This window comes from Streptomyces sp. A0958 (genome assembly GCF_004795035.1).
GTDB lineage: Bacteria > Actinomycetota > Actinomycetes > Streptomycetales > Streptomycetaceae > Streptomyces.
Window position 1 is genome coordinate 21,658 of sequence record NZ_SSBK01000039.1, and the last position, 23,318, is coordinate 44,975.

19 protein-coding genes and 1 pseudogene are annotated in these 23,318 nt (G+C 72.5%); 8 read left to right on the forward strand and 12 right to left on the reverse strand.

Annotation, left to right across the window (positions count from 1 at the left end; translation table 11 throughout):
- Positions 1-184: 184 nt before the first annotated feature.
- The gene (locus E6P78_RS27760) at positions 185-1,318 is read right to left on the reverse strand and encodes a zinc-dependent metalloprotease (RefSeq protein ID WP_136206396.1); all 1,134 of its coding nucleotides are present in this window, start codon (positions 1,316-1,318) and stop codon (positions 185-187) included.
- A gap of 49 nt (positions 1,319-1,367) precedes the next feature.
- Positions 1,368-2,849, reverse strand: coding sequence for a D-alanyl-D-alanine carboxypeptidase/D-alanyl-D-alanine-endopeptidase (gene dacB, locus E6P78_RS27765; RefSeq protein WP_136206397.1), 1,482 nt, complete (start codon positions 2,847-2,849; stop codon positions 1,368-1,370).
- 86 nt (positions 2,850-2,935) lie between these two features.
- Between dacB and E6P78_RS27770 the strand changes: the two genes are divergently transcribed.
- Positions 2,936-3,427, forward strand: coding sequence for an inorganic diphosphatase (locus tag E6P78_RS27770; protein WP_018551198.1), 492 nt, complete (start codon positions 2,936-2,938; stop codon positions 3,425-3,427).
- A gap of 168 nt (positions 3,428-3,595) precedes the next feature.
- Positions 3,596-5,293 carry a threonine/serine exporter family protein gene (locus tag E6P78_RS27775; protein ID WP_136206398.1) on the forward strand — a complete coding sequence of 566 codons (1,698 nt, stop codon included), beginning with the start codon at positions 3,596-3,598 and terminating at the stop codon, positions 5,291-5,293.
- Positions 5,294-5,341: 48 nt separating this feature from the next.
- Here E6P78_RS27775 and E6P78_RS27780 read toward each other — a convergent pair whose 3' ends face one another.
- Positions 5,342-6,049 carry a VTT domain-containing protein gene (locus E6P78_RS27780; RefSeq protein ID WP_136206399.1) on the reverse strand — a complete coding sequence of 236 codons (708 nt, stop codon included), beginning with the start codon at positions 6,047-6,049 and terminating at the stop codon, positions 5,342-5,344.
- 148 nt (positions 6,050-6,197) lie between these two features.
- Here E6P78_RS27780 and E6P78_RS27785 point away from each other — a divergent pair, with 148 nt between their 5' ends.
- Entirely contained in the window at positions 6,198-6,563 is a 366-nt protein-coding gene (locus E6P78_RS27785) for a YbjQ family protein (RefSeq protein ID WP_018551195.1), read from the forward strand.
- Positions 6,564-6,617: 54 nt separating this feature from the next.
- Here the strand turns inward: E6P78_RS27785 and E6P78_RS27790 are convergent, their stop codons facing one another.
- Positions 6,618-7,376, reverse strand: a complete 759-nt coding sequence (locus E6P78_RS27790; protein WP_136206400.1) for a MerR family transcriptional regulator — start codon at positions 7,374-7,376, stop codon at positions 6,618-6,620.
- 134 nt (positions 7,377-7,510) lie between these two features.
- On the opposite strand from E6P78_RS27790, the pseudogene E6P78_RS27795 reads away from it, so the two are divergent.
- Both E6P78_RS27795 and E6P78_RS27800 read left to right on the forward strand, forming a co-directional pair.
- Positions 7,511-8,787: pseudogene (locus E6P78_RS27795) on the forward strand (ion channel protein).
- A gap of 96 nt (positions 8,788-8,883) precedes the next feature.
- Positions 8,884-10,308, forward strand: a complete 1,425-nt coding sequence (locus E6P78_RS27800) for a glutamate decarboxylase (protein ID WP_136206401.1) — start codon at positions 8,884-8,886, stop codon at positions 10,306-10,308.
- Between the two features lie 13 nt (positions 10,309-10,321).
- Here E6P78_RS27800 and E6P78_RS27805 read toward each other — a convergent pair whose 3' ends face one another.
- From E6P78_RS27805 to E6P78_RS27815, 3 genes are all read right to left on the reverse strand, one after another.
- Positions 10,322-10,951 (reverse strand): PadR family transcriptional regulator, encoded by a 630-nt coding sequence (locus tag E6P78_RS27805; RefSeq protein WP_136206426.1) that lies wholly within the window; start codon positions 10,949-10,951, stop codon positions 10,322-10,324.
- A gap of 65 nt (positions 10,952-11,016) precedes the next feature.
- On the reverse strand, positions 11,017-12,474 hold the full coding sequence (locus E6P78_RS27810) for an aldehyde dehydrogenase family protein (RefSeq protein WP_136206402.1): 1,458 nt from the start codon (positions 12,472-12,474) through the stop codon (positions 11,017-11,019).
- A 54-nt stretch (positions 12,475-12,528) separates the two neighbouring features.
- A complete protein-coding gene (locus tag E6P78_RS27815) occupies positions 12,529-13,410 on the reverse strand; it encodes a helix-turn-helix transcriptional regulator (RefSeq protein ID WP_136206403.1) in 882 nt (293 codons plus the stop codon).
- A gap of 333 nt (positions 13,411-13,743) precedes the next feature.
- Here E6P78_RS27815 and E6P78_RS27820 point away from each other — a divergent pair, with 333 nt between their 5' ends.
- The gene (locus tag E6P78_RS27820) at positions 13,744-14,244 is read left to right on the forward strand and encodes an ATP-binding protein (RefSeq protein ID WP_136206404.1); all 501 of its coding nucleotides are present in this window, start codon (positions 13,744-13,746) and stop codon (positions 14,242-14,244) included.
- Between the two features lie 63 nt (positions 14,245-14,307).
- Here the strand turns inward: E6P78_RS27820 and E6P78_RS27825 are convergent, their stop codons facing one another.
- Entirely contained in the window at positions 14,308-14,574 is a 267-nt protein-coding gene (locus E6P78_RS27825) for a DUF397 domain-containing protein (RefSeq protein WP_136206405.1), read from the reverse strand.
- Positions 14,575-14,824: 250 nt separating this feature from the next.
- Here E6P78_RS27825 and E6P78_RS27830 point away from each other — a divergent pair, with 250 nt between their 5' ends.
- Positions 14,825-15,325, forward strand: a complete 501-nt coding sequence (locus E6P78_RS27830; protein WP_136206406.1) for a hypothetical protein — start codon at positions 14,825-14,827, stop codon at positions 15,323-15,325.
- A 72-nt stretch (positions 15,326-15,397) separates the two neighbouring features.
- Here E6P78_RS27830 and E6P78_RS27835 read toward each other — a convergent pair whose 3' ends face one another.
- Both E6P78_RS27835 and E6P78_RS27840 read right to left on the reverse strand, forming a co-directional pair.
- On the reverse strand, positions 15,398-17,587 hold the full coding sequence (locus E6P78_RS27835) for an FUSC family protein (RefSeq protein ID WP_136206407.1): 2,190 nt from the start codon (positions 17,585-17,587) through the stop codon (positions 15,398-15,400).
- 59 nt (positions 17,588-17,646) lie between these two features.
- Positions 17,647-18,813, reverse strand: a complete 1,167-nt coding sequence (locus E6P78_RS27840; RefSeq protein ID WP_136206408.1) for a DUF2786 domain-containing protein — start codon at positions 18,811-18,813, stop codon at positions 17,647-17,649.
- A gap of 129 nt (positions 18,814-18,942) precedes the next feature.
- Between E6P78_RS27840 and E6P78_RS27845 the strand changes: the two genes are divergently transcribed.
- Positions 18,943-20,655, forward strand: coding sequence for a bifunctional 3'-5' exonuclease/DNA polymerase (locus tag E6P78_RS27845; protein ID WP_136206409.1), 1,713 nt, complete (start codon positions 18,943-18,945; stop codon positions 20,653-20,655).
- Between the two features lie 137 nt (positions 20,656-20,792).
- On the opposite strand, the gene E6P78_RS27850 is transcribed toward E6P78_RS27845, so the two are convergent.
- Both E6P78_RS27850 and E6P78_RS27855 read right to left on the reverse strand, forming a co-directional pair.
- Positions 20,793-21,674 (reverse strand): carbohydrate-binding protein, encoded by an 882-nt coding sequence (locus tag E6P78_RS27850; RefSeq protein WP_136206410.1) that lies wholly within the window; start codon positions 21,672-21,674, stop codon positions 20,793-20,795.
- Between the two features lie 112 nt (positions 21,675-21,786).
- On the reverse strand, positions 21,787-23,151 hold the full coding sequence (locus E6P78_RS27855; RefSeq protein WP_136206427.1) for an alpha-lytic protease prodomain-containing protein: 1,365 nt from the start codon (positions 23,149-23,151) through the stop codon (positions 21,787-21,789).
- Between the last annotated feature and the right edge of the window lie 167 nt (positions 23,152-23,318).

The following is a 23,318-nucleotide window of genomic DNA, read 5'->3' on the forward strand; positions in this document are numbered from 1 at the left end:
GAAGTTCTGGAGGGGAGTCTCGGAGTGCCGGGACGGAAGAAGTGCCGTCACTCAGAGTGCGTCGATGGTGACAGAGCAATGCCGTTCACCGAGCATTGCACGCCTTCCCATGCCCCCACGGTCCCTCGGATGGGTGATTACCGGCGCGTTGCCTTCGGGTTCCGGGCCCGTGCGCGGGCCGTGATCATGACTCTGCCTTACGGTGCACCCTCGTGATCCAGTCCTCGGGCCGGGCGATCTCGGCCTTGGTCGGGAGGGTGTTGGGCGAGGTCCACACGCGGTTGAAGCCGTCCATGCCGACCTCATCGACCACGGCGCGCACGAACCGCTCGCCGTCCCGGTACTGGCGCAGCTTGGCGTCGAGCCCCAGCAGCTTGCGCAGCGCCTGGTCCAGCCGGCTCGCGCCGCGGGCCCTGCGCTGCTGGAACTTCTCGCGGATCTCGCCGACGGAGGACACCACCCCGGGGCCGACGCCGTCCATCACGTAGTCGGCGTGCCCCTCCAGCAGGGACATCACGGCGGTGAGCCGGCCGAGGATCTCGCGCTGGGCGGGGGACTGGACGAGCTCGACCAGGCTGCGGCCCCCGTCCTCGCCGTCCTCGCCCTCGGGGCGGCCTCCGGCGAGCGACTGGGCGGCCTCGCGCAGCCGCTCCAGGAAGGTCATCGGGTCGACGTCGGTCTCGTCCAGGAAGGACTGGATCTCGCCCTGGAGATGGTCGCGGAGCCAGGGCACCGCGGTGAACTGGGTGCGGTGGGTCTCCTCGTGGAGGGCGACCCAGAGGCGGAAGTCGTGCGGGTCGACCTCCAGCTCGCGTTCGACGTGGACGATGTTGGGCGCGACCAGCAGGAGCCGTCCGCCGCCGTCGGCGGAGGCGGGCAGTTCGCGGGTGGCGGGGGCGAAGGTCTCGTACTGGCCGAGGACGCGGGAGGCCATGAAGGACAGCAGCATCCCGACCTCGACGCCGGTCACCTTCGAGCCGACCGCGCCGAGCACGGCGCCGCCCGCGCCGCCGCTGCGCCGTTCCTCCATCTTCTCCAGGAGGGGGCGCAGCAGTTCGCGGAAGCCCGCGACGTTCGCCTTGATCCAGCCCGTGCGGTCGACGACCAGGACGGGGGTGTCCTCGGGTTCGGTCCCTTCGGGGATCATCCGGGTGAAGGAACGGACGTGCTCCTCCGCGGCCTTCGCGTGCCTGCGCAGCTCCGCGACGACTTCGCGGGCCTCCTCGCGGCTGATCTCGGGGCCCGGCCGCACAAGCCGGGTCGCGGTCGCGACCGCGAGGTTCCAGTCGACCATCCCTGCACCACCGATGCTCGTCATGCGTCAACCGTACGTGCTCGGCCCTTGATGCGGTGAGGTGTTGACCGGCTCATCGCTTGCCGGCGGCGAGCGCGGTGGCGAGTCCGTCGAGGGCCGCCTGCGCCTCGGAGGGGTCGGTGGTGCCGGATGCGAGGAAGGCGAAGGCGAGGAGTCTGCCGCGGGTGTCGACGACCGTGCCGGCGAGGGTGTTGACGCCGGTGAGGGTGCCGGTCTTGGCGCGGATGAAGCCGGTGCCGCCGGCCTTCGTGGTGTAGCGGCCGCTGAGCGTGCCGCTGAATCCGGCCACCGGGAGGCCGCTGAGGACGGGGCGCAGTTCGGGGTGGTCGGGGTCGGCCGACCGGGCGAGGAGGCCGGCCAGCAGGGCGGCGGTGACCTTGTCCTTGCGGTCGAGTCCGCTGCCGTCGGCGACGTTCACGCCCTTGAGCGGCAGACCGAGCTTCTTCAGCTGGGCGGTGACGGCCCGTCGGCCGCCGTTGAAGTCGGCGGGTTCGCCGGCGGCGATGGCGGTCTGCCGGGCAAGGGCCTCGGCGATGTCGTTGTCGCTGTTGGTGAGCGCCCGTTCGACCAGGCCGGAGAGCGGGGCGGACAGGTGCGTGGCGACGGTACGGGACGTCTTGGCGGCCCGGCCGGCGGCGGGGGCGGACCTGGTGGTGATCCCGGCGTCGTCCAGGAGTCCGGCGAAGGTGCGGGCGGCGTCCCGGGCCGGGTCCTCGCTGCGCGCGGCGGGGCCGCTGGAGGAGTTGTCCTGGCGGCCCTCGTTCATCATCAGGGCGCTCATCGGAGCGATGTTCTCGTTGGGGCCGATCGGGTGGTGCGAGGGCCCCGAGTAGCCGGATGTGTCGTAGTGGAGCCGTACGGAGGTGACCTTGCCGGCCTTCAGGGCGCGGGCGGTGTCGGTGGCCAGGGCGCGCAGGGCGGCCCGGTCGAGGGTGGGGTCGCCGCCGCCGACGAGGGTGACGGTGCGCTGGTCGGCGGAGGCGCGGACGGTGGTGGGGATGCGGTGGGCGGGGCCGAGCGCGGTCAGGGCGGCGACGGTGGTGGCGATCTTGACCGTGGAGGCGGGGGTCATGGGGGCGTCGGCCCCCTTGCCGTAGAGCCGCTTGCCGGTGGCGGTGTCGATGACGACGGCGGCGCGCCGGTCGCCGAGCGCGTCGTTCTTCAGCAGGGGGTCCAGAACGGCGCTCAGGTCGCGCGAGGGACCGGCCGGGGCGTCCTGGACGGCGGCGGGGAGGGCGGCGAGGACGGCCGGGGCGCTGGGCGCGGGTGCGGGGCCCGAGGAGTCGCCGGAGGCGTGATGTGCGCCACCTGTACGGGAGCGGGCGGCCGCCCAGTCCTGCTCGGCCTTACGCTGACCCGAGTCCCAGGGGCCGGCGGCGAGGACGGCGCCGGCCGCGAGCGCCAGGCCGGCGACGGCGGAGACGGCCGTGAACTGCCAGTTGTTCGGTCCGCGACGCATGCCCGGACGGCCCGTGAGGGTTCCGCTCGGCTTGCCGGGCGGGTCGATCGACGGTCTTTCCACCGGCTCGGCCACCGTTGACCAGCCCCTTTCGCGAGCACACATCTCCGTGAGGGACACTTAACCACCAGTCGTATGTGTTGATCATGGAGGAGCCACCCGTGGAGTTCGACGTCGTTATCGAGATCCCGAAGGGTTCGCGCAACAAGTACGAGGTGGATCACGAGACCGGCCGGATTCGTCTGGACCGTCGACTCTTCACCTCGACCAGCTACCCGGCGGACTACGGCTTCGTCGAGAACACCCTCGGCGAGGACGGCGACCCGCTGGACGCGCTGGTCATCCTGGAGGAGCCGACGTTCCCGGGCTGCCTCATCAAGTGCCGCGCGATCGGCATGTTCCGGATGACCGACGAGGCCGGCGGCGACGACAAGCTGCTGTGCGTCCCGGCGTCCGACCCCCGGGTGGAGCACCTGCAGGACATCCAGCACGTGTCGGAGTTCGACCGCCTGGAGATCCAGCACTTCTTCGAGGTCTACAAGGACCTGGAGCCGGGCAAGTCCGTCGAGGGCGCCGACTGGGTCGGCCGCGCCGAGGCGGAGGCCGAGATCGAGGCCTCCCGCAAGCGTCTTGAGTCGCACGGCGCGCACTGACGTTCCGCTCGCGGAAACGGACCACTGAACGGGCGGTGCACCCTCACGGGTGTGCCGCCCGTTTCGTGTGCGCGCCCGCCCGGTGGATCAGCGCTCAGTCCCTTTGAGCGTGACCATACTGGGCAGGAGCGCAGCCGAGGACGCGCAGCGGATGAGGAGCGAAGGCGAGTGGTGGCGGAACCGGGCGGACCCGATGACGAGAAGCCCCAGTCCGACGAGGCGCACAGCGCCTTCGCCCGGCCTGCTGGGACCGACCGTCCCGCGGCGCCGCCGGAGGAGGACCACCCGACATCGGAATTCGCGCTTCCGGCCGGTCTGACGCCCGAGCCGCAGGGGCCGGGCTCCGGTCCGGGTACGGGTTCCGCTTCCGGGCCGGAGACGACCGGTTCGGCGTTCGCCCTGCCGAGCACGTACAGCGTGCGGGACTCCCCGCCGGCGTTCACTCCGGCGCACGGCATCCCGATGGTCCGGCTGACCAAGGAGGCGCCCTGGCAGGACCGGATGCGCACGATGCTGCGGATGCCGGTCGCCGAGCGCCCGGCGCCGGAGCCGGTCCAGCGGCACGACGAGGCGGGGCCCGCGGTGCCGCGCGTGCTCGACCTGACGCTGCGTATCGGGGAGCTGCTGCTCGCGGGCGGTGAGGGCGCCGAGGACGTCGAGGCGGCGATGTTCGCGGTGACGCGCAGCTATGGCCTCGACCGCTGCGAGCCGACCGTGACGTTCACGCTGCTGTCCATCTCGCACCAGCCGTCGCTGGTGGACGACCCGGTGACGGCGAGCCGTACGGTACGCCGGCGGGGCACCGACTACACCCGGCTGGCGGCGGTCTTCCGGCTCATCGACGACATCACCACGGTCGAGGGCGAGATCTCGCTGGAGGAGGCCTACCGGCGTCTCGCGGAGATCCGGCGCAACCGGCACCCGTATCCCGGCTGGGTGCTCACGCTGGCCGCCGGTGGGCTGGCCGGCGCGGCGTCCGTGCTGGTCGGCGGCGGCCCGCTGGTGTTCGTGATCGCGGCGCTGGGGGCGATGCTCGGTGACCGGCTGGCCTGGCTGTGTGCGGGGCGCGGGCTGCCGGAATTCTACCAGTTCGTGGTGGCGGCGATGCCGCCCGCCGCGATGGGTGTGGCGCTGACGCTGACCCACTGGTCGGACGTACGGCCGTCGGCGGTGATCACCGGTGGGCTGTTCGCGCTGCTGCCGGGGCGCGCGCTGGTGGCGGGCGTGCAGGACGGCCTGACCGGGTACTACATCACGGCCTCGGCGCGGCTCCTGGAGGTCATGTACTTCTTCATCGCCATCGTCACCGGTGTGCTGCTGGCCCTGTACGGGGGGCTTCAGCTGGGCGCGGAGCTGAACCCGGAGGCGCGGTTCATCACGCACGACCGGCCGGTGATCCAGATCCTGGCGTCGATGGTGCTGACCCTGTCGTTCGCGATCCTGCTCCAGCAGGAGCGGGCGACGGTGCTCGCGGTGACCCTCAACGGCGGGGTGGCCTGGGTCGTCTTCGGGGCGATGGCCCGGACGGGCGGCCTGTCGCCGGTGGCCGCCACGGCGACGGCGGCCGGGCTCGTAGGGCTGTTCGGGCAGTTGTTCTCGCGCTACCGGTACACCTCGTCGCTGCCGTTCATCACGGCCGCGATCGGGCCGCTGCTGCCCGGTTCGGCGACGTACTTCGGTCTGCTGGGCGTCGCCCAGAACGAGCTGGACCGGGGGCTGGCCTCGCTGTCGACCGCGGTGGCGACGGCCCTGGCCATCGCCATCGGGGTGAACCTGGGGAGCGAGATCTCCCGGCTGTTCATGCGGGTGCCGGGCGCGGTCGGCGGAGCGAACCGCCGCGCGGCCAAGCGGACGCGCGGCTTCTGACCGGGTCGGGCCGGCTTCCGGCCCGGCCGGGCGGTGCCGGGGAGGGGGTCAGCGCTTGGCGTGCCGGCCGCGACGGCCGGCGGCCTGGTCCTGGGGCGGGGGCGGCACCTCGCCGTCGCCGGCGACAGCCGCCTTCTTCGCCTTGCCGCGGGCGCGCAGGAACTCGATGGCGATCGGCACGACCGAGATCAGCACGATCAGGACGAGCATCGCCTCGATGTTCTCGTGCACGAACGCGACGTTGCCGAGGGCCGCGCCGAGGAGCGTCACGCCGACGCCCCACAGGACGCCTCCGATGACGTTGAACACGATGAACGAGCGGTAGTTCATCCGGCTGACCCCGGCGATGATCGGGGTGAACGTCCGCACGACGGGCACGAAGCGGGCCAGGATCAGCGACTTCGGGCCGTGCTTCTCGAAGAACTCGTGGGCCTTCTCGACGTTCTCCTGCTTGAACAGGCGCGAGTCGGGCCGGCTGAAGAGCGAGGGCCCGACCTTGCGGCCGAAGAGGTATCCCACCTGGTCGCCGATGATCGCCGCCAGCGCCACCAGGACGCAGACCAGCCACAGCGGGGTGTGCAGCTTGTCCGTCGTCACCAGCAGACCCGTGGTGAACAGCAGGGAGTCACCGGGCAGGAAGAAGCCGATCAGGAGCCCGGATTCGGCGAAGACGATGGCCAGCACGCCGGCCAGGCCGAACTGACCGATGAGATAGTCCGGGTCCAGCCAGCTCGGTCCGAGCGCAAGCGTATTCAAGGGTCCGGGCTCCAGGATGAGGTCGATAAGCGGCTGCGTGGCCGCCCCAAGCTATCAACGCGGCGCGGCGCCTCCGGGTTCCACCGGCCCCTGTGGAGATGCACAGGGGATGAACCGGGGCAAAACTCGGCCCCAGGAGGTTCCATCCATGGGTATCGAGGATTACGGCGGCGGCCAGGCGGCCCAGGCCGACGTGCTGGTCGTCACCACGAACGACGTCCCGGGCCACCAGGTGACGCAGGTCATCGGTGAGGTGTTCGGCCTGACGGTCAGGTCCCGTCACCTCGGCAGCCAGATCGGCGCCGGTCTCAAGTCCATGATCGGCGGCGAGCTGAAGGGGCTGACCAAGACGCTCGTCGAGACCCGCAACCAGGCCATGGAACGGCTGGTCGAGCAGGCGAGGGCGCGCGGCGCCAACGCGGTGCTGATGATGCGGTTCGACGTGACCGAGGCGGCGGACGTGGGCACGGAGGTCTGCGCGTACGGCACGGCCGCGGTGATCAGCCGGTCCTGAGCCGGGCGCGCCACGGGGGCGGGGCTCCCCGCCCCCGTGACAGACCCGTACCGCCTACTCCCGGCGCCGCGCGTTGGCGTCGATCGCCTCGCGCAGGTGCTCGGCCAGGCCCGGCCGCATCGACTCGTAGAACGCCTTGAACCGCGGGTCGGCGACGTACATCTCGCCGAGGCACCGGTGCATCTCGTAGCCGCACTCGTAGAACCAGCCCGAGATGTGGAGCCGGTGCTCCTCGGCCATGTCCATGGCTCGCTCACCGGTCGCCGGCTCACCTGCCTCCATCAGCGCCTGGTAGCGCTCGGCCCAGGCGTCGACCTCGGCCTTCATCCGCTGCCAGTCCTCCTTGGTGTAGCGGGCGGCCCGGCGCTGCGACTCGGCGTAGGTGTCGGTGCCGCCCCAGCGGCGCTCGGCCTCCTCGGCGTACTGCTCCGGGTCCTTGTCCCCGAAGACCTCGAACTTCTCCTCGGGCGTGAGGTTGATGCCCATCCTGTGTGCCTCCATGGCTGTCTCGACGGCGGCGGCCATCCGCTGGAGTGCGGCGATCCGGTGCGACAGCAGCGCGTGCTGCCTGCGCAGGTGCTTCTGCGGGTCCGCGTCCGGGTCGTCGAGCAGGGCCGCGATCTCGTCGAGCGGGAAGCCGAGCTCCCGGTAGAACAGGATCTGCTGCAACCGGTCGAGGTCGGCGTCGTTGTAGCGCCGGTGGCCCGCGTGGCTGCGCCCGCTCGGTGAGAGCAGGCCGATGGAGTCGTAGTGGTGCAGCGTGCGCACCGTTACCCCGGCGAATCCGGCGACCTGTCCCACGGAGTGCTCCATGGCTCCCCGCTCCTTCCTGTGTGGGTACGTGTCCGAGCCTGGGTCCTGACGTCGCGTGAGGTGCAAGCCGGACGGCGGGCGCGCACTGCACCTTTTGTAGTCTTCTGCGGCTTTTGCGTCGCTATGGTGTGCGCGTGTCCACCGATACCGCCGTCGCCGCCGAGCCGGCCCCCGCGCGCCGGCTGCTCGCGCTCATCGTGCCCGCCTTGGCCGTCGGCGTGGTCTCGGCGCTCGTGCTGCTCGGCGTCAGCCTGCTCGCGGAGAAGTTGCAGGACGTGCTCTGGGAGACGCTGCCCGACGCGCTTTCGGTCGGGCGGTACTCCTCGCTGTGGATGATCGTGATGCTCACCGCGACCGGCCTGGTGACCGGTCTGGCCATCCGGGCGGTACCCGGGCGCGCCGGTCCGGACCCGGCGACCATGGGACTGGTCGACCCGCCGCTGCCGCCGCATGTGGTCCCGGGGCTCATGGTGGTGACCGTCCTGGCGCTGGCGGGCGGGGTCAGCCTGGGCCCGGAGAACCCGATCACCGCCGCCAACATCGCGCTGGCCGCCTGGGCCGGCCGCCGCCTCGCGCCCGGCGCGCCCGGTGAGCTGTGGCTCGCGCTCGCCGTCGCCGGCACCATCGGCGCGCGCTGTTCGGCACCCCGGTGGCCGCCGCGCTGATCCTCACCGAGTCGCTGGCCACCGCCCCCGGCCGGGGCGCGCTCTGGGACAAGCTGTTCGCACCGCTCGCGGCCGGCGCCGCCGGGTCCCTCACCATGACGCTGGCCGCCCACCCCAGCTTCGACCTGTCCCTGCCCGCGTACGGGCCCCCGCACTGGGGCGACCTGCTCGCCGCCCTCGTGATCGCGTCCGCCGGAGCGGCGCTCGGCCTCGCGGCGGTGTACGCCTTCCCGCTGGCGCACCGCGCCTTCCGGGCCCTGCCGTACCCCGTCCTGGCGCTGGCCCTGGGCGGGCTGCTGCTCGGCCTGCTCGGGGCGCTGGGCGGGCATCTCACCCTGTTCAAGGGGCTGGACGAGGTGAAGACGATCGCCTCCGACCCGGACGGGCGGTCGGCCGCCGGTTTCGGGGCGATGGCCGTGGTGAAGACGGCGGCCCTGGTGATCGCGGCGACCTGCGGCTTCCGGGGCGGCCGGATCTTCCCCGCGGTGTTCACCGGCGTCGCGCTCGGCCTGTGCGCGCACGCGCTCGTCGACGCGGTGCCGGTGGCGCTCACGGTGACCTGCTCGGTCCTCGGCGTCCTGCTGGCCGTCACCGGGCAGGGCTGGCTGAGCCTGTTCACAGCGGCGGCGCCGGCCGCCGACATGTCCCTGCTGCCGGTGCTGTGCGTGGCCTCGCTGCCCGCCTGGCTGCTGGTGACGGGGCGCCCGCAGATGCAGCTGCGCGAGGACGGTACGGCGCTGCGCTGAACCGGACGGCCCAGCACCGGTGGCGGCCCCCGCCACCGTCCGTATCGTCGGAATCGTCCGGCCTCGCGGGCGCGGGCCGAGAAAGGCAGGTCTGCGATGCCGCTCCACCAGGGCTCGGCGCACAGCAAGGAACCCTCCCCCGAGCAGCGCAGGCTCGCGCTGAACCCCTTCTACGGGGTGGCCGACCCGGTCGCCGGCATGGAGGCGGCGCCGCCCAGGCACCGCATGCCGGACGGGCCGCTGCCGCCCAACACCGCGTACGGGCTGGTCCACGACGAGCTGATGCTCGACGGCAACGCGCGGCTCAACCTCGCCACCTTCGTCACCACCTGGATGGAGCCCGAGGCCGGGGTGCTGATGGGCGAGTGTCTCGACAAGAACATGATCGACAAGGACGAGTACCCGCGCACCGCCGAACTGGAGCGGCGCTGTGTCTCGATGCTCGCCGACCTGTGGCACGCCCCCGATCCCTCGTCGGCCATGGGCTGTTCCACGACCGGGTCGAGCGAGGCCTGCATGCTCGCCGCGCTGGCCCTCAAACGGCGCTGGTCGGCCAAGAACGCCGACCGCTACCCGGCGACCGCCCGGCCCAACCTCGTCATGGGCATCAACGTCCAGGTCTGCTGGGACAAGTTCTGCACGTTCTGGGAGGTCGAGCCGCGCCTCGTGCCCATGGAGGGCGACCGCTTCCACCTCGACCCGCAGGCCGCCGCCGACCTCTGCGACGAGAACACCATCGGCGTGGTCGGCGTCCTCGGCTCCACCTTCGACGGCAGCTACGAGCCCATCGAGGAGCTGTGCGCGGCGCTGGACGACCTCCAGAAGCGCACCGGACTCGACATCCCCGTCCATGTGGACGGGGCCTCCGGGGCGATGGTGGCGCCGTTCCTGGACGAGGACCTGGTGTGGGACTTCCGGCTTCCCCGGGTCGCCTCCATCAACACCTCGGGCCACAAGTACGGCCTGGTCTACCCGGGCGTCGGCTGGGTGCTGTGGCGCTCGCCCGCCGATCTGCCCGAGGAGCTGGTCTTCCGGGTGAACTACCTGGGCGGCGACATGCCCACCTTCGCGCTGAACTTCTCCCGGCCAGGCGCCCAGGTCGTGGCGCAGTACTACACCTTCCTGCGGCTCGGCCGGGAGGGCTACCGGGCCGTGCAGCAGGCGGCCCGGGACGTGGCGGGCGGACTGGCCGCGAAGATCGAGGAGCTGGGCGACTTCCGTCTGCTCACCCGGGGCGACCAGCTGCCCGTCTTCGCGCTGACCACCAAGCCGGAGGTGACGGCGTACGACGTCTTCGACGTGTCGCGGCGGCTGCGCGAACGGGGCTGGCTGGTGCCCGCGTACACCTTCCCCGCCAACCGCGAGGACCTGTCGGTGCTCCGGTTCGTGTGCCGCAACGGCTTCTCGTCGGACCTGGCGGAACTGCTGCTGGAGGACCTGCGGCTGCTGCTGCCGGAGCTGCGCGCCCAGCCGGGCCCGCTGACCCGCAACGAGAACGCGGCGACCTCGTTCCACCACTGAGGCCGCCGAGGGCTCAGCGGGCGTCCCCCGGGTCCGGTACCCCGGTCGCGTACGGGTTCTCCTCGCCCTCGGCGAGCACGCCGACGAATGGGTCGCCCTCGCCCGCGAAGACGTACGCCCCGCCCTCGATCCGCTCGATCAGGCCGCGCGTCCACTCCGCACCGGCGTCCGCCGAGTGAATCCACATGTTCATGATCTCGCCGATGTGACCGGCCGACCCGGGCGCGTAGCGCCCGGCGACGTCGGCGCGCCAGGCCGCCAGATGCGCCACCCGCTCCCGCAGCAGCGCCACCGCCTCGGAGCGCTCCAGGTCCACGATGAAGCCGATGCCCGCGGAGAGCACGTCCGTCTTCTGGTCGTACGAGGTCAGCGAGGCGCGCAGCAGGGCCAGGTACTCCTCGGTGCCCCGCTCGGTGATCTCGTACTCGATGCGCGGGGGGCCGCCCGCGGTGCTCGGCGCCACCTCGTGGGCGAGCAGCATGCCCTGCTTGGCCAGCTGTTTCAGGGCGTGGTAGACGGAGCCCGGCTTGGCGTTGGACCACTCGTGGGCACCCCAGAACTCCAGGTCGTTGCGGACCTGGTAGCCGTGGGCCCGGCCGTGCTGGCGTACGGCACCGAGGACCAGCAGCCGGATCGCGGACATGCCCTCCACCTCTCTGGTCAACTTGACCAGCGTAGCGGGACGTGCCCCTCGGGTGTTCGCGGAGGTCAGAAGGGGAAGACGCTGCGGCCGTACTGGACGGAGATCCACTTCTGGGTGGTGAACGCCTCGATGGCCGCGTCCCCGTTGAGCCGGCCGAGGCCCGAGTTCTTCTCGCCGCCGAAGGCGATGCCGGGGTCGTCCTGGACGGTGGAGTCGTTGACGTGGAACATCCCGCTGCGCACCCGTCGGGCGAACCGCACGCCGCGCTCGGTGCTCGCGGTGTGCACGGCCCCGCTGAGCCCGTACGGGCTGTCGTTGACGAGCCGCACCGCGTCGTCGTCGCCGTCGAAGGGCATTAGCAGCGCCACCGGGCCGAAGACCTCCTGCGAGAGCAGCGGGGAGTCCTCGGGCAGGCCGGTGAGCACGGTCGGCTCGACCAGGTTGCCGCGCACCCGTCCGCGTACCGGCGCATGGGCGCCCTCGGCGAGCGCCTGGTCGACCAGGGCGGCCAGCGAGTCGGCGCGGAAGGTGTTGATGACCGGGCCGATACAGGTGTCCGGCTCGCGCGGGTCTCCGGTCTTCAGGGCGGCCACCCGGGCGCTGAACCTCTCGGTGAACTCCGCGGCCACCGGGCGGTCCACCAGGATGCGGTTGGCGGCCATGCAGACCTGGCCCTGGTAGACGAACCGGCTGTGGACGGCGGCGTCCACCGCGTAGTCGATGTCGGCGTCCGCCAGGACCACCAGGGCGCTGTTGCCGCTGAGTTCGAGGATGGTCCGCTTGAAGAGGCCGCCCGCCGTCGCCGCGACATGGCGGCCCACCCGGTCCGAGCCGGTGAAGGAGATCACCTTGGGGACGGGGTGCTCGATGAAGGCGTCTCCTATCTCGGCGATGTCGGTGACGACCACGTTGACCAGACCGGCCGGCAGTCCCGCGTCCGCGAAGACCTTCGCGATCAGACCGCCGCCGACGACGGGGGCGTTCTGGTTGGGCTTGATGACGACCGCGTTGCCGAGCGCCAGGGCCGGTGCGACCGACTTCATCGTCACCAGGAACGGGAAGTTGAACGGGCCGATGACGCCGACGACCCCGACGGGCAGCCGGTAGAGGCGGTTCTCCTTGCCGTCCACCGCCGAGGGCAGGATGCGGCCTTCCGGGGACAGCGCCTGCCGGGCCGCCTCGCGCAGGAACTCCTGGGTCAGGGCCAGCTCGTACTCGGCCTTGGAGCGGGTACCGCCCAGCTCGTCGATGATCGCCTCGACGATCTCGCCGGCCAGCTCCTCGGTGACCCGCAGCGCCCGCTCCAGTACGTCGCGCCGCCGGTAGGGGCTCGCGGTGGCCCACTCGCCCTGGGCGCGCTCGGCGGCGCGGTAGGCGCGGTCCACCTCGGCGGCCGTGGCGACGGTGATCGCGGCGAGCTTCTCGCCGTTGTACGGGTTGAAATCGATGATGTCCCAGGAGCCGGTACCCGTCCGCCATTCACCGTCGATGTACTGGTGGGCCAGCTCGTGGAAGAAGGACATGCGATCCCTTAACTCAGGTGCAGACTCCTGTAGGAGCGCCATCCTACTTAAATTTCAGGAGAGTTGGAGAAGTCCTCGAAGCAGGTCACGGCTCTCTTCGGGGCCCGGACTCTCGTCGTGGAGCCGCGTCATCGCCCTTTCGTACTGGGCGACTTCTTCGCCCTTGTCCAGATAGAGAGCACTTGTCAGCTGCTCCAAATAGACAATGTCCGACAGATCGGATTCCGGGAATCGCAGCATCGTAAAGGAACCGCTCTCGCCGGCATGTCCGCCGAAACTGAACGGCACCACCTGGAGCGTGATGTTCGGCTGCTCCGACATATCGATCAGATGCCGCAACTGCGCACGCATCACTTCACGTCCGCCGTACGGCCGGCGCAGCGCCGCCTCGTCCAGCACGGCGTGGAAGCGGGGCGCGCGCTCGGAGACGAGGGCCTTCTGCCGCTCCAGACGCAGCGCGACCCGGCGGTCGATTTCCGCGGCGGGGGCACCGCGCATGCCCCGCGAGACGACCGCGTGGGCGTAGTCCTCGGTCTGCAACAGCCCGTGCACGAACTGGACTTCGTAGATCCTGATGAGCGAGGCCGCCCCCTCCAGACCGATGTACGTCTGGAACCAGCCGGGCAGCACGTCGCCGTAACTGTGCCACCAGCCCGCCACATTGGCCTCACGGGCCAGGCCGAGCAGGGAGTCGCGCTCCGCCTCGTCCGTGACGCCGTAGAGCGTGAGCAGATCCTCGACGTCCCTGGCCTTGAAGCTCACCCGTCCCAACTCCATGCGGCTGATCTTCGATTCGGAGGCCCGGATGGAGTAGCCGGCCGCCTCGCGCGTGATGCCGCGCGATTCACGCAGTCTCCTGAGCTGAGAGCCCAGAAGGATGCGCCGCACCACGGACCCACTCGACTCGCCTGCCGCCACTGGTCCAACCCTCCCCATCGCTTCCTGGCATCGGGGCTCCCCCTGAACCCCAAGTGCCGGATTCTGCCATCAAAACGCTTCAGCCCGTACTCATTCGATTACGCAAAGGCGAAGACTTCTCCAGGACGGCAGAACTGCCGGTGGGAAGAAATGAGCAAGAACCGGCACGGGAGCGGACAGGTCCGGCGCGTGCACGTGCATCTGCCCTTGCATCTGCCCTGCGCATTCGGAAGCATGGAGCCCGCGCACCTGCGTGCTCGTTCGTGTTGTTGTGCCGCTGTACCCGTGTACGCAGTACCGATACAGCCGCGATTCCCGGGAGTGCCTCGCATGGGGACGAATGGATCGACGATGCTCGAGCCGTTACGGCAGGGGCTTCCCCCCATCGATCCCTCAGCCGTCTCCGGATCGGCCACCTGCACACTGCCCGCCCGCTACGAAGCGGTCGGCGGGGCCAGGCAGTTCACCCGGGCGACCCTGGGGGGCTGGGGCCTGAGCGAGCGTTTCGACGACGTCGCGCTGGTCGTCTCCGAACTGGTCACCAACGCCCTGCGGCACGCGCTGCCGGCCGACACCCCGCGCGAGTCCCAGGACCCGCCCGTCCGGCTGCACCTGATGCGCTGGACCTCACGGCTGGTGTGCGCGGTACGCGACCCGAGCCACGCGAGCCCGGTCGCCTCCGAGGCGGCCGACTCCGCGGAGTCGGGCCGGGGCCTGTTCCTCGTGGAGTCCTTCAGCGACTGCTGGGGCTGGCACCCGTCCCCCGTACTGAGTACGGAGAGCATGGCGAACACGGGCACCCCGCGCGGCAAGGTCGTCTGGGCGCTGTTCCGGCTGGCCGATCCGGTGTGACGCGCCGGCACACCCCGTAGGAACCGGACCCGAGGGCTGAACACCGCTATGGAGCGGCGGCGTTCAGCCCTCGGTCACGAGGTGGTCGAGTTCCCCGGTCACGAGGTGGTCGAACTCCCCGTCCTTCACGCCGAGCAGCAGCGCCTCTATCTCGGCCGGTGTGTAGACCAGCGCCGGCCCGTCGGGATGGCGCGAATTGCGCATCGCCACATCTCCGTCGGGCAGTTTCGCGAACTCCACGCAGGAACCCTGGGAGTTGCTGTGTCTGCTCTTCTGCCAGACGACTCCGCGAAGCTCTGTGGCCGCCATGCCGTTGTACACGTGGTGCACAGGACGCTCCCCGAGTTGCAAGGTGCAAGTGTCAACTGTCTCGGATCATAGCTGTGTTCAATTCCTGCTGCATGAGCGGATGCATGAGCAGATGCACGTGCACGCGCGGTGTTCCCGCGATTACAGCTTCCTCTCAGGAGAGACGTACGAAGGCCCACTTGCGCTCCCGATTCGCGGAGTTGACTCATCGGCGGCTCTTGCGACCCACTGGTAGCTTGGACGGCCATTCGTCTTCCAGGGGGAATTCCACATGTACAAAATCGCACGTACCGGCGCAGTCCTCGCCACCGGTCTGCTGACCGCGCTCGCGCTCACAGGTTGCGGGAGCGACGGCGACAAGGGCGACTCGGGCAAGGACTCCGCGGCCACCACCACCCCGTCGGCGGGCGGCGACAGCGCCTCGCCCTCCGAGGCGGACGGCGGCGACTCCGCGGGCGGCGCCAAGGCCCTGGAGGGCGCCTGGGCCGGGCAGACCGACGGCAAGCCGGTGGTGCTCTCCGTCGCGTCGGGGAAGGCAGTCGTCGTCGCCGACTCCCACGTCTGCTCGGGCACCGTCTCGGATCTCGGCAAGCCGACGCTGGAGCTGAAGTGCGCCGACGGCGACACCGCCCGGACGATGGGGGCCGTCGAGTCCAACGACGGCAAGACCGTCGTCATCTCCTGGGACGCCGGCGCCAGGGACAAGCTCGGCAAGGCCGACGCCGACGCCCTGAAGAACCTCCCCGACCTGGCGGACCTGCCGACGCCGTGACGTCGTGACGTCGTGACGTCGTGACGTCGTGACGTCGTGACGTCGTGACGTCGGGGCGCCGGCGTCACGGCGTCACGGCGTCAGACCCCGGGAGAAGTCCTCCAGCGCTTCGAGCAGGAAACCGGCGCTGTTGCGCAGGACCGGGTCGGCCACCTGCGCGGCGGCAGGCTCCGGCTCCGCCGCGTCCTCCCCCACCGCCTCCCCGTCCCCGTCCTCCCGCACCGCCTCCCCGTCCGCCCGGCTCTCCCCGTCCCAGCGCTCCAGCGCCTCCCGCACCGGCGTCCAGTCCGGCACCCGCCGCTCCCGCACCGCCTTCGCGCCCCGGTCGGTGGCCCGCCGCAGCGCCTCGGCGAACGGGGCGGCCCCCGGTACGGGCGTGGCCCCGCCCCCCGGCAGGTGCGCCTCCATCAGCATCGCGACCCGGCCGAGCTGGGCCAGCGCGTGCTGGGCGGCGTCGGCGGCACCGCGCGAGAGGCCGCGGTGGCGCACCGGTTCGTGCTGGGCGGTCGCCACCGCCTCCTGCCAGGCGACCCGGGCCTCCCGGGTGGCGAGCAGGGCCCGGCGTACGTCGTCGTGGCGGCGCGCGGCCGGGTCGGCGTACTGGTCGACGACCGCGGCGGCGTACCGGCCGTCCGCCTTCAGCCAGTCACCGAGCCGGCCGCGCAGCCGCGGGGTCTCCCAGGCCGGGTAGACGGCGTACGAGATCATCGCCAGGAGTCCGCCGACCAGGGTGAGGAGGACCCGCTCGAACTCGGTCTGGGACCAGGCCTCCCCGGCCATGCCGAGCAGGAGGACGACGTACGCGGCGACGCAGGCCTGGCCGACCGCGTAGCCGGTGCGCATCAGCAGGTACATCAGCAGGGCGCAGACCACCGCGAAGGCGGCGGAGAGACCGGGGCCCGGCTGGGCGGCCTGGACGATGGCGGTGGCCACGAACACGCCGACGACGGTGCCGACGAACCGGGCGGCCGAGCGCGCGTACGTCTGGGAGAACTCCGGCCGCATCACCATCACGGCCGCCAGGGGCGCCCAGTAACCGTGCCCGAACGGCAGGGCGCGCCCCAGCAGATAGCCGACCGCGGCGACGGCGGAGAGCCGGACGGCGTGCCGCAGGATCGGGGAACCGTGGTGCACCTCGCGGCGCATCGCCCTGATCACGACCGGCACCAGGCTCAGCAGGGTGGGGCGCTGCTGGTGCTCGGAGGGCTGCGGGCCGCCCCGCCCGGCCTTGATGGCGTCGGCGGCCTCCTCGGCCCCGGCCCGCTCCCCCTTCGTCCCGTCGCCCTCGGCCGCCTCGATCACGTCGGAGAGCAGGGCGGCCAGCCGGTCGGCGGCGCGCAGCGGCGGGCCGGTGAGCAGGGCCCCGGTGTCGGGGGTCTTCAGCGCGGCGACGGCGGCCGCGGGCAGTCTCACCGGGTCGCCTTTGCGGATGGCGCGGGCCGCCGCGTCGAGCAGTGATCCGGCGGCGGCCAGCAGCTCGCGGACGCGGTCGCGCTCGGGGCCCTCGGACGGTACGCCCATGGCCGGGTCGGCGAGCGAGGCGAGCACCGGCCTGATGCGTTCGGCGACCCCGCGTGAGCCGTGCAGTTCGGCGGGGCGGCGCCGGGCCTCGCGCGGGGTGACGGCGGCGGCCCGGCGCGCGAGCATCAGCGGCGCCGGGTCGAAGTGGGCGACCGGGTCGTGGCGCAGCCGCCGCGCGTAGTCGGCCTCGGCGGCCAGCGCGTCGGCGAGGGCGTCGCGCTGGGCGCCCCATCTTCGGATCGGGAAGAGCACGATCAGCACCGCCTGGACGATCCCGCCGAACATGATCATCGCGCCGTGCAGGGCCGCCTCCGCGACGGAAGTGGGCAGGGTGATGGTGACCAGCATGATCGCGACGTTGGACGCGGCGATGATGCCGCCGGTCGGGCCCGCCGCCCAGGCCAGCCCGGCGAGGAAGGTCCAGAGCACCAGGAGGACCAGGAAGAGCGGCAGATGGGAGCCGGTGACGTAGCCGATGAAGGTGGACAGGCCGAGGCTGACGCCGGAGATCAGGGCGAGCACGGGCCGGGGGCGCCAGCTGCGCTGGAAGGTGGCGATGGCCGCCTGGAACGCGCCGAACGCGGAGCTGGCGGCGACCACGGGTCCGAAGATCGCCAGGCTCACCCCGATGACCAGGGCGAGACCGGCCGCGCCGCGCAGCGCGATCAGCGGTTCGAGGCGCCGCCGCTCGATCGTCAGGCCGGAGCGGGCGGTCTCCCTCAGCGCCCGGAGCCAGCTCATGACCCGAGCCTAGCGGGATTTCCCCTTTTGCCCGAGTTGTCGGACGGATGGCTGTGGACTCAGCCCCGGATCTCCGGCGCCTTCCCGCCCATTTCGGCCCGGTCGGCCGCTCGGGTGCCGTGGGTCCAGCCGTCCAGGTCGGTGGCGCCCCTGACCCGGGTGGTCGTCGTCCGGGGGAACATCTTCTCGGCGGTGTCGGTGACCGCCAGATCCCGCGCGGCAAGCACCGGCAGCAGCCCGGAACCGGCGGCCGTCGCACCGCTCTCGGCGTCGGCCTCGGCCGTGGCGCGGGCGGTGCCGTCGGCCAGCCGGCTGCCGAGGCGCTGGGCGTACGCCATCAGGAAGGATTGCCGGAACGTCTTGGTCCGTTTGCGTCCGCCGGCCCGCTGGCCCGCCTCGGCGCGGGTCATCGCCGCGGTGCCCTGCACCAGCAGCGAGGTGTGGAGCAGTTCCACGGCCTCCAGGTCCGCCTCGAAGCCCACGACCGTGGTGAAGCCGAGGTCGCTGTTCCACACGGCCCGGCAGCGGTTCGCCGAGGCCACCGCGTCGAGCAGGATCGCCTTGGCCGTCTCGTACGGGGCGTCCACGCCGATCCGGCACGCGCCCGGCGTGCGGTCGCTGTGGGTACGGGCGGCGAGCAGCGCCTCGTCGATGCTGTGCCGGGCCATCAGCTCCTGCGCCTTGGCGGAAAGCGCCTCCGCCTCCTCGGGGAAGCCGGTCGCCTCCGCCTTCGCCAGCAGCGCGCGGATACGGGTCAGCATGCGGGGTTCGCCGGCGACGGGCGGCCGGTACAGGGCCTCGCGCGCCGCGCCGGGCGGGGGCCCGACGGGCTCGATGACCGGCAGGGCGAGCAGCAGCCGGTAGAGCCCGAGCAGCACGGAGGCGTACGAGAACCGGTCGGGCCGGCCCGGGGTCGGCGGGGCGGGCAGCTCGTCCAGCTGGGACCGCCAGCGCGGCGGCAGCTCCGCGTAGCGCCGGACCTCGGAGGCGATCAGCCCGGCGGCCAGGCCCGCCGCGTGCTCGTCCAGGTCGCGGCGGACGAGGCGTACGACGTCGGCGGGCAGCCAGCCGCGCTCCCAGCCCCGCCGGACGAACTCCTCACCCCGGCGCACCAGCTCCGCGTCGGCGTCGGGGGCGGCGGCGAGCAGCGAGGCGCCGGTGTCGAGACCGGCGTCGCCCTCCGCGTAGAGGGCGGCCGCGAACGCCTGGTCGATCACCGGTTCCATGAGGTCAGGGTAGGCGCGGCGGGGTGCGCGGAATTCATCCACACCCTGTGGATATCGAACGCGCGGCCGACCCGGGGGCGGTCCGCGCCCCGGCCGCCGTTGTCAGTGCCGGGTGCCAGACTCGGTCGTATGACCGAACGCTGGGCGCTGGCCGTCACGGAGGGCGGGGGCGCGCGGCTCGCCCCGCTGGACCGCACGGGCCTGCCCGCGGGCCCGGTCCTGGCCGAACCCGACGTGGCGGCGGCCGTCCGCTCCCGGCCGGACGTCACCCGCTGGGTGTGGCGCTCGACGGCCGAGGTCTACCCCCGCCTGCTGGCCGCCGGGGTGCGGGTCGAGCGCTGTTACGACGTGGAGGTCGCCGAGTCCCTGCTGCTGGGCCACGAGGGCCGGCTCGGCGAGCCCCGCTCCGCCGCGGCCGCCCTGGCCCGGCTGCGCGGCGGCCCGGTGCCGCCCGACCCGCCGCCCCGGTCCGCGGTGCCCGGCTCCCAGTCCTCCCTGTTCGAACCCCCCTCGGGCCCCGGGCTGCCCTTCGACGCCCTGGTCGAGGTGTACGCGGCACAGCTCGCCCGCCACGACGCCACGGACCGGCCGGACCGGATGCGCCTGCTGACGGCCGCCGAGTCGGCGGGCATGCTGGTCGCCGCCGAGATGAACCGCTCGGGCCTGCCCTGGCGGGCCGACGTCCACCGCGAGGTGCTGCACGAGATCCTCGGCGAGCGGTACGCGGGCGGCGGCGAGCCCCGCCGGCTGGCCGAGCTGGCCGACGAGGTGTCCGCCGCGTTCGGCCGCCGGGTCCGCCCGGATCTGCCCGCCGATGTGGTGAAGGCGTTCGCGCAGGCCGGGATCAAGGTGCGTTCGACCCGCCGCTGGGAGCTGGAGGCCCTGGACCATCCGGCGGTCCGGCCGCTCGTCGCGTACAAGAAGCTGTACCGGATCTGGACGGCGCACGGCTGGAGCTGGCTCCAGGACTGGGTCCGCGACGGCCGCTTCCGCCCGGAGTACCAGCCGGGCGGCACGGTCAGCGGGCGCTGGACGACCAACGGCGGCGGGGCGCTCCAGATCCCCAAGGTGATCCGGCGGGCCGTCGTCGCCGACGCGGGCTGGCGCCTGGTCGTCGCGGACGCCGCCCAGATGGAGCCGAGGGTGCTGGCCGCCATCTCCCGCGACCCGGGCCTGATGGAGGTGGCGGGGCACGAGGGCGACCTCTACACCGCGCTGTCCGACCGCGCCTTCCACGGCGACCGCGACCACGCCAAGATCGCGCTGCTCGGTGCCGTCTACGGCCAGACCTCCGGGGACGGCCTGAAGAATCTGGCGGCCCTGCGCCGCAGGTTCCCGCGCGCGGTGGCCTATGTGGACGACGCCGCGAAGGCGGGCGAGGAGGGCCGTCTCGTACGCACCTGGCTGGGCCGCACCAGCCCGCCGGCGGCCGGGCACGGGGAGGACGGGGAGGCCGGCATCCCGCAGGAGGACGGCGAACCACCCCCGGACGGGCCCGAGCGGGCCGCGGGCTACGGCTTCCTGCCCGGCTACGCCTCGTCCGACGCCCGGGCCCGCGGCCGGTTCACCCGCAATTTCGTGGTCCAGGGCAGCGCCGCGGACTGGGCGCTGCTGCTCCTGGCGGCGCTGCGCCGGTCGGTGGCGTCCGCCGGGCTCCGGGCCGAGCTGGTCTTCTTCCAGCACGACGAGGTGATCGTGCACTGCCCGCTGGAGGAGACCGGGGCGGTGGTGGCGGCGATCCGGGAGGCCGCCGAGCTGGCCGGGCGGACGGCCTTCGGCGAGACGCCGGTGCGCTTCCCGTTCACCACAGCGGTGGTGGAGCGCTACTCGGACGCGAAGTGAGGGGCGCGACGAACGGGCCGGAGGGGGACCGGCCCGAGCCGAACCCCCTCCGGCCCGGGCCGTGCGCCCTACGTGCCCCGGGAAGAGAGCCCGGGGCACGGGGCGCGGCGGTTACGGCCGCCCGCCGGTCTGCCTGTCTACCCGCGTTCCCACAACGCGGGGACATTCGGCGGCTCCCAGCCGGTCAGGGCGGTGTGAGCCTGCAGACAGCGGTACGCGACCCCGCCGTATGTGACGCGGTCTCCCGCGCGGTAGGCCGTCCCGGCCGCCCAGGTGCCGCCCGGGGTGGTCGGCGGGTCGGTCGGGTCGGTGGGGGGATCGGTCGGGTCCTTCGGGTCCTGGGCGACGTCGAGGACGAAGTCGAAGGTGCCCTCCTTGCCGGAACCGACCGACCGGACGTTCATGAGCAGCGCCGCGTCGTACAGCATGTCGGTGTTGTTGCGCGGCTCGCCCGGGAAGTACAGCTGGGTGGTGAGGATGCCGGAGCCGGGCGCCTGGGCCTTGACGTGGATGTGCCGGGTGCGGCCGGGGTAGAGCCCCGGCACGATCGTGGTGAGGGTGAAGGCACCGTTCTGGTCGGTGAACTGGTGGCCGCGGAAGTTGAATCCGCTCATGTCGTACGCGCCGTTGGTGTCCGCCTGCCAGAAGTCGAGCAGCACACCGGGGATGGGCCGGCACGCGCGCCCGAAGACGTAACCGCTGACGGTCAGCGGCACGCCGGGGGTCGACGAGGTCACCAGGCTGGTGCGGAGCGGGGAGTTGGGCTTGAAGTACGGGCCCTCGATCTGGTCGTGCGTCGGCTCGTCGCCGTCGTCGCAGTCCGGGGTCGGGGCGAGCGGTCGGCCGCTGTCGCCGGCGTCCCGCGCCAGCGCCACCCCGCCGCCCGCGAACAGGGGTACGGCGGTGGCCACGAGGGCCGCCTTGAGCAAGGACTTGCGGCTGATCGCCGGGCCGCCGGCGGCTTCTGGGGCGCCTGCGGACCCGTTGACCTCGGGTAACTCGGGGGATGCTGGGGGCATGGCCGACTGACTCCTCGGATGGTGGGGAAGGGCACGTGCGGGGGCGGGGGCCCGGGGCGACGCTGCCCCGGGCCCCCGGCTCCTCAATCGCCGGAGGGGCTGGGTGCGGGCTCTACAGCGCCTGCCACAGGGCCGGGACGTTCGGGGGCGTCCAGCCGGGCTGCGCCAGGTGGGCCTGGAGGCAGCGGTAGCTCGCCGAGCCGTACGTCACGACGGCACCGGCCGCGTAGTTGGTGCCGGCCGCCCAGGTGCCTCCCGGGTTGGTCGGCGGGTCCGTCGGGCCGGTGGGCGGGTCGGTCGGGGTGCCGCTGGTGACCAGGGTCAGCCCGTACACCTGGAGCGCCGGGTTCAGCGGCTGGAAGTACGTCGTACCGCCCTGCGAGCAGTTGCCGGTGCCGCCGGAGGTGACGCCCTGGGCCTGGCTGCCGGAGATGAACGAGCCGCCGGAGTCACCCGGTTCGGCACACACGTTGGTCCGGGTCACCCCGGAGACGGTGCCCTCCTGGTAGGTGACACTGCTGTTGCGCTGCTGGACCGTGCCGCAGTGCCAGCCGGTGGTCGAGCCGGACCGGCAGACCGATGAGCCCTCGATCGCCTCGGTGGAGCCGGTGACCGTCACATCGCCGGTGCCGTAGCCGTTGACCAGCGGACGCGGGGTCCAGTTGGTGTTGGTGGCGACCCAGGAGTAGTCCCGGCCGGGGAACGTGGAGCCCTGGAAGGAGCCCTGCGCCTGCTGGTTGTAGCCGCTGGTGCTGACGCCCGGTGTGCCGCAGTGCCCGGCGCTGACGAAGCCGCCCTGGGTGCCGCGCTTGACGGGGAAGCCGATGGAGCAGCGGCCCGAGCCGTTCATGTAGTACGCGTCGCCGCCGCGCAGGTCCGTGAACGTACGCGGCTGCCCGGCCGACTGGGTGACCGCCACCAGTTCACGGGAGACGCCGGCCTTCGCGAGGAACGCGTCGGCGGCGGACGCCTTGCCCGCCTGGACGACGACCCGGTTGGTGCGCACGTCCACGTACCAGGCGGGTATGTCCTTCGGCGCGGTGCGCAGGGCGACCCGGTCCAGGGCGGCCTTGGCCGAGTCGAGTTCGGCCAGGCTGTGGTCGACGACCTCGGCCCGTGCGCCGGCCTTCGCGATGCGCGCGGCGTCCGAGGCGTCGGTGGTGGCGACGGTCAGGTCCGCCGCGTCACCGCTGACCCGGGCCCCGGCGAACCGGTCGCCCAGCGAGTACCGCAGCCCGGCGGTCACGGCGGCGGCACGGGACTCGTTGCCGATCCGGCTGCGGGCCTCGGTCGCGGTGAGCCCGAGGTCCCGCTGCATGGCCTTCAGCAGGCCGGGCGAGAGCTGGGCGGCCTGCGCGGCGGGGGTGGGGGTGTGGGGGGCGGGGTCGGCGGACGCGGTGCCGGTCAGCCCGGCGACGGCTAGCGCGCCGATGGCCACGGTGGCGGTACACGCGGCCAGGGCCCGTCTGCGGAGCATGGATCTCTCCACGTGACTCTCCTTGACTCAAGGGGGGGTTGCGGGGGAATTGCCGCCAACGTAGCCGCGTACACGTCATCCACAGGAGATCCCGTCCGCCCCATCGCGTCGCGTTATGGGGCGCCCCTGACCGGCCGCGCCACGGTCGGGCGGGCCCGCACTCCCCC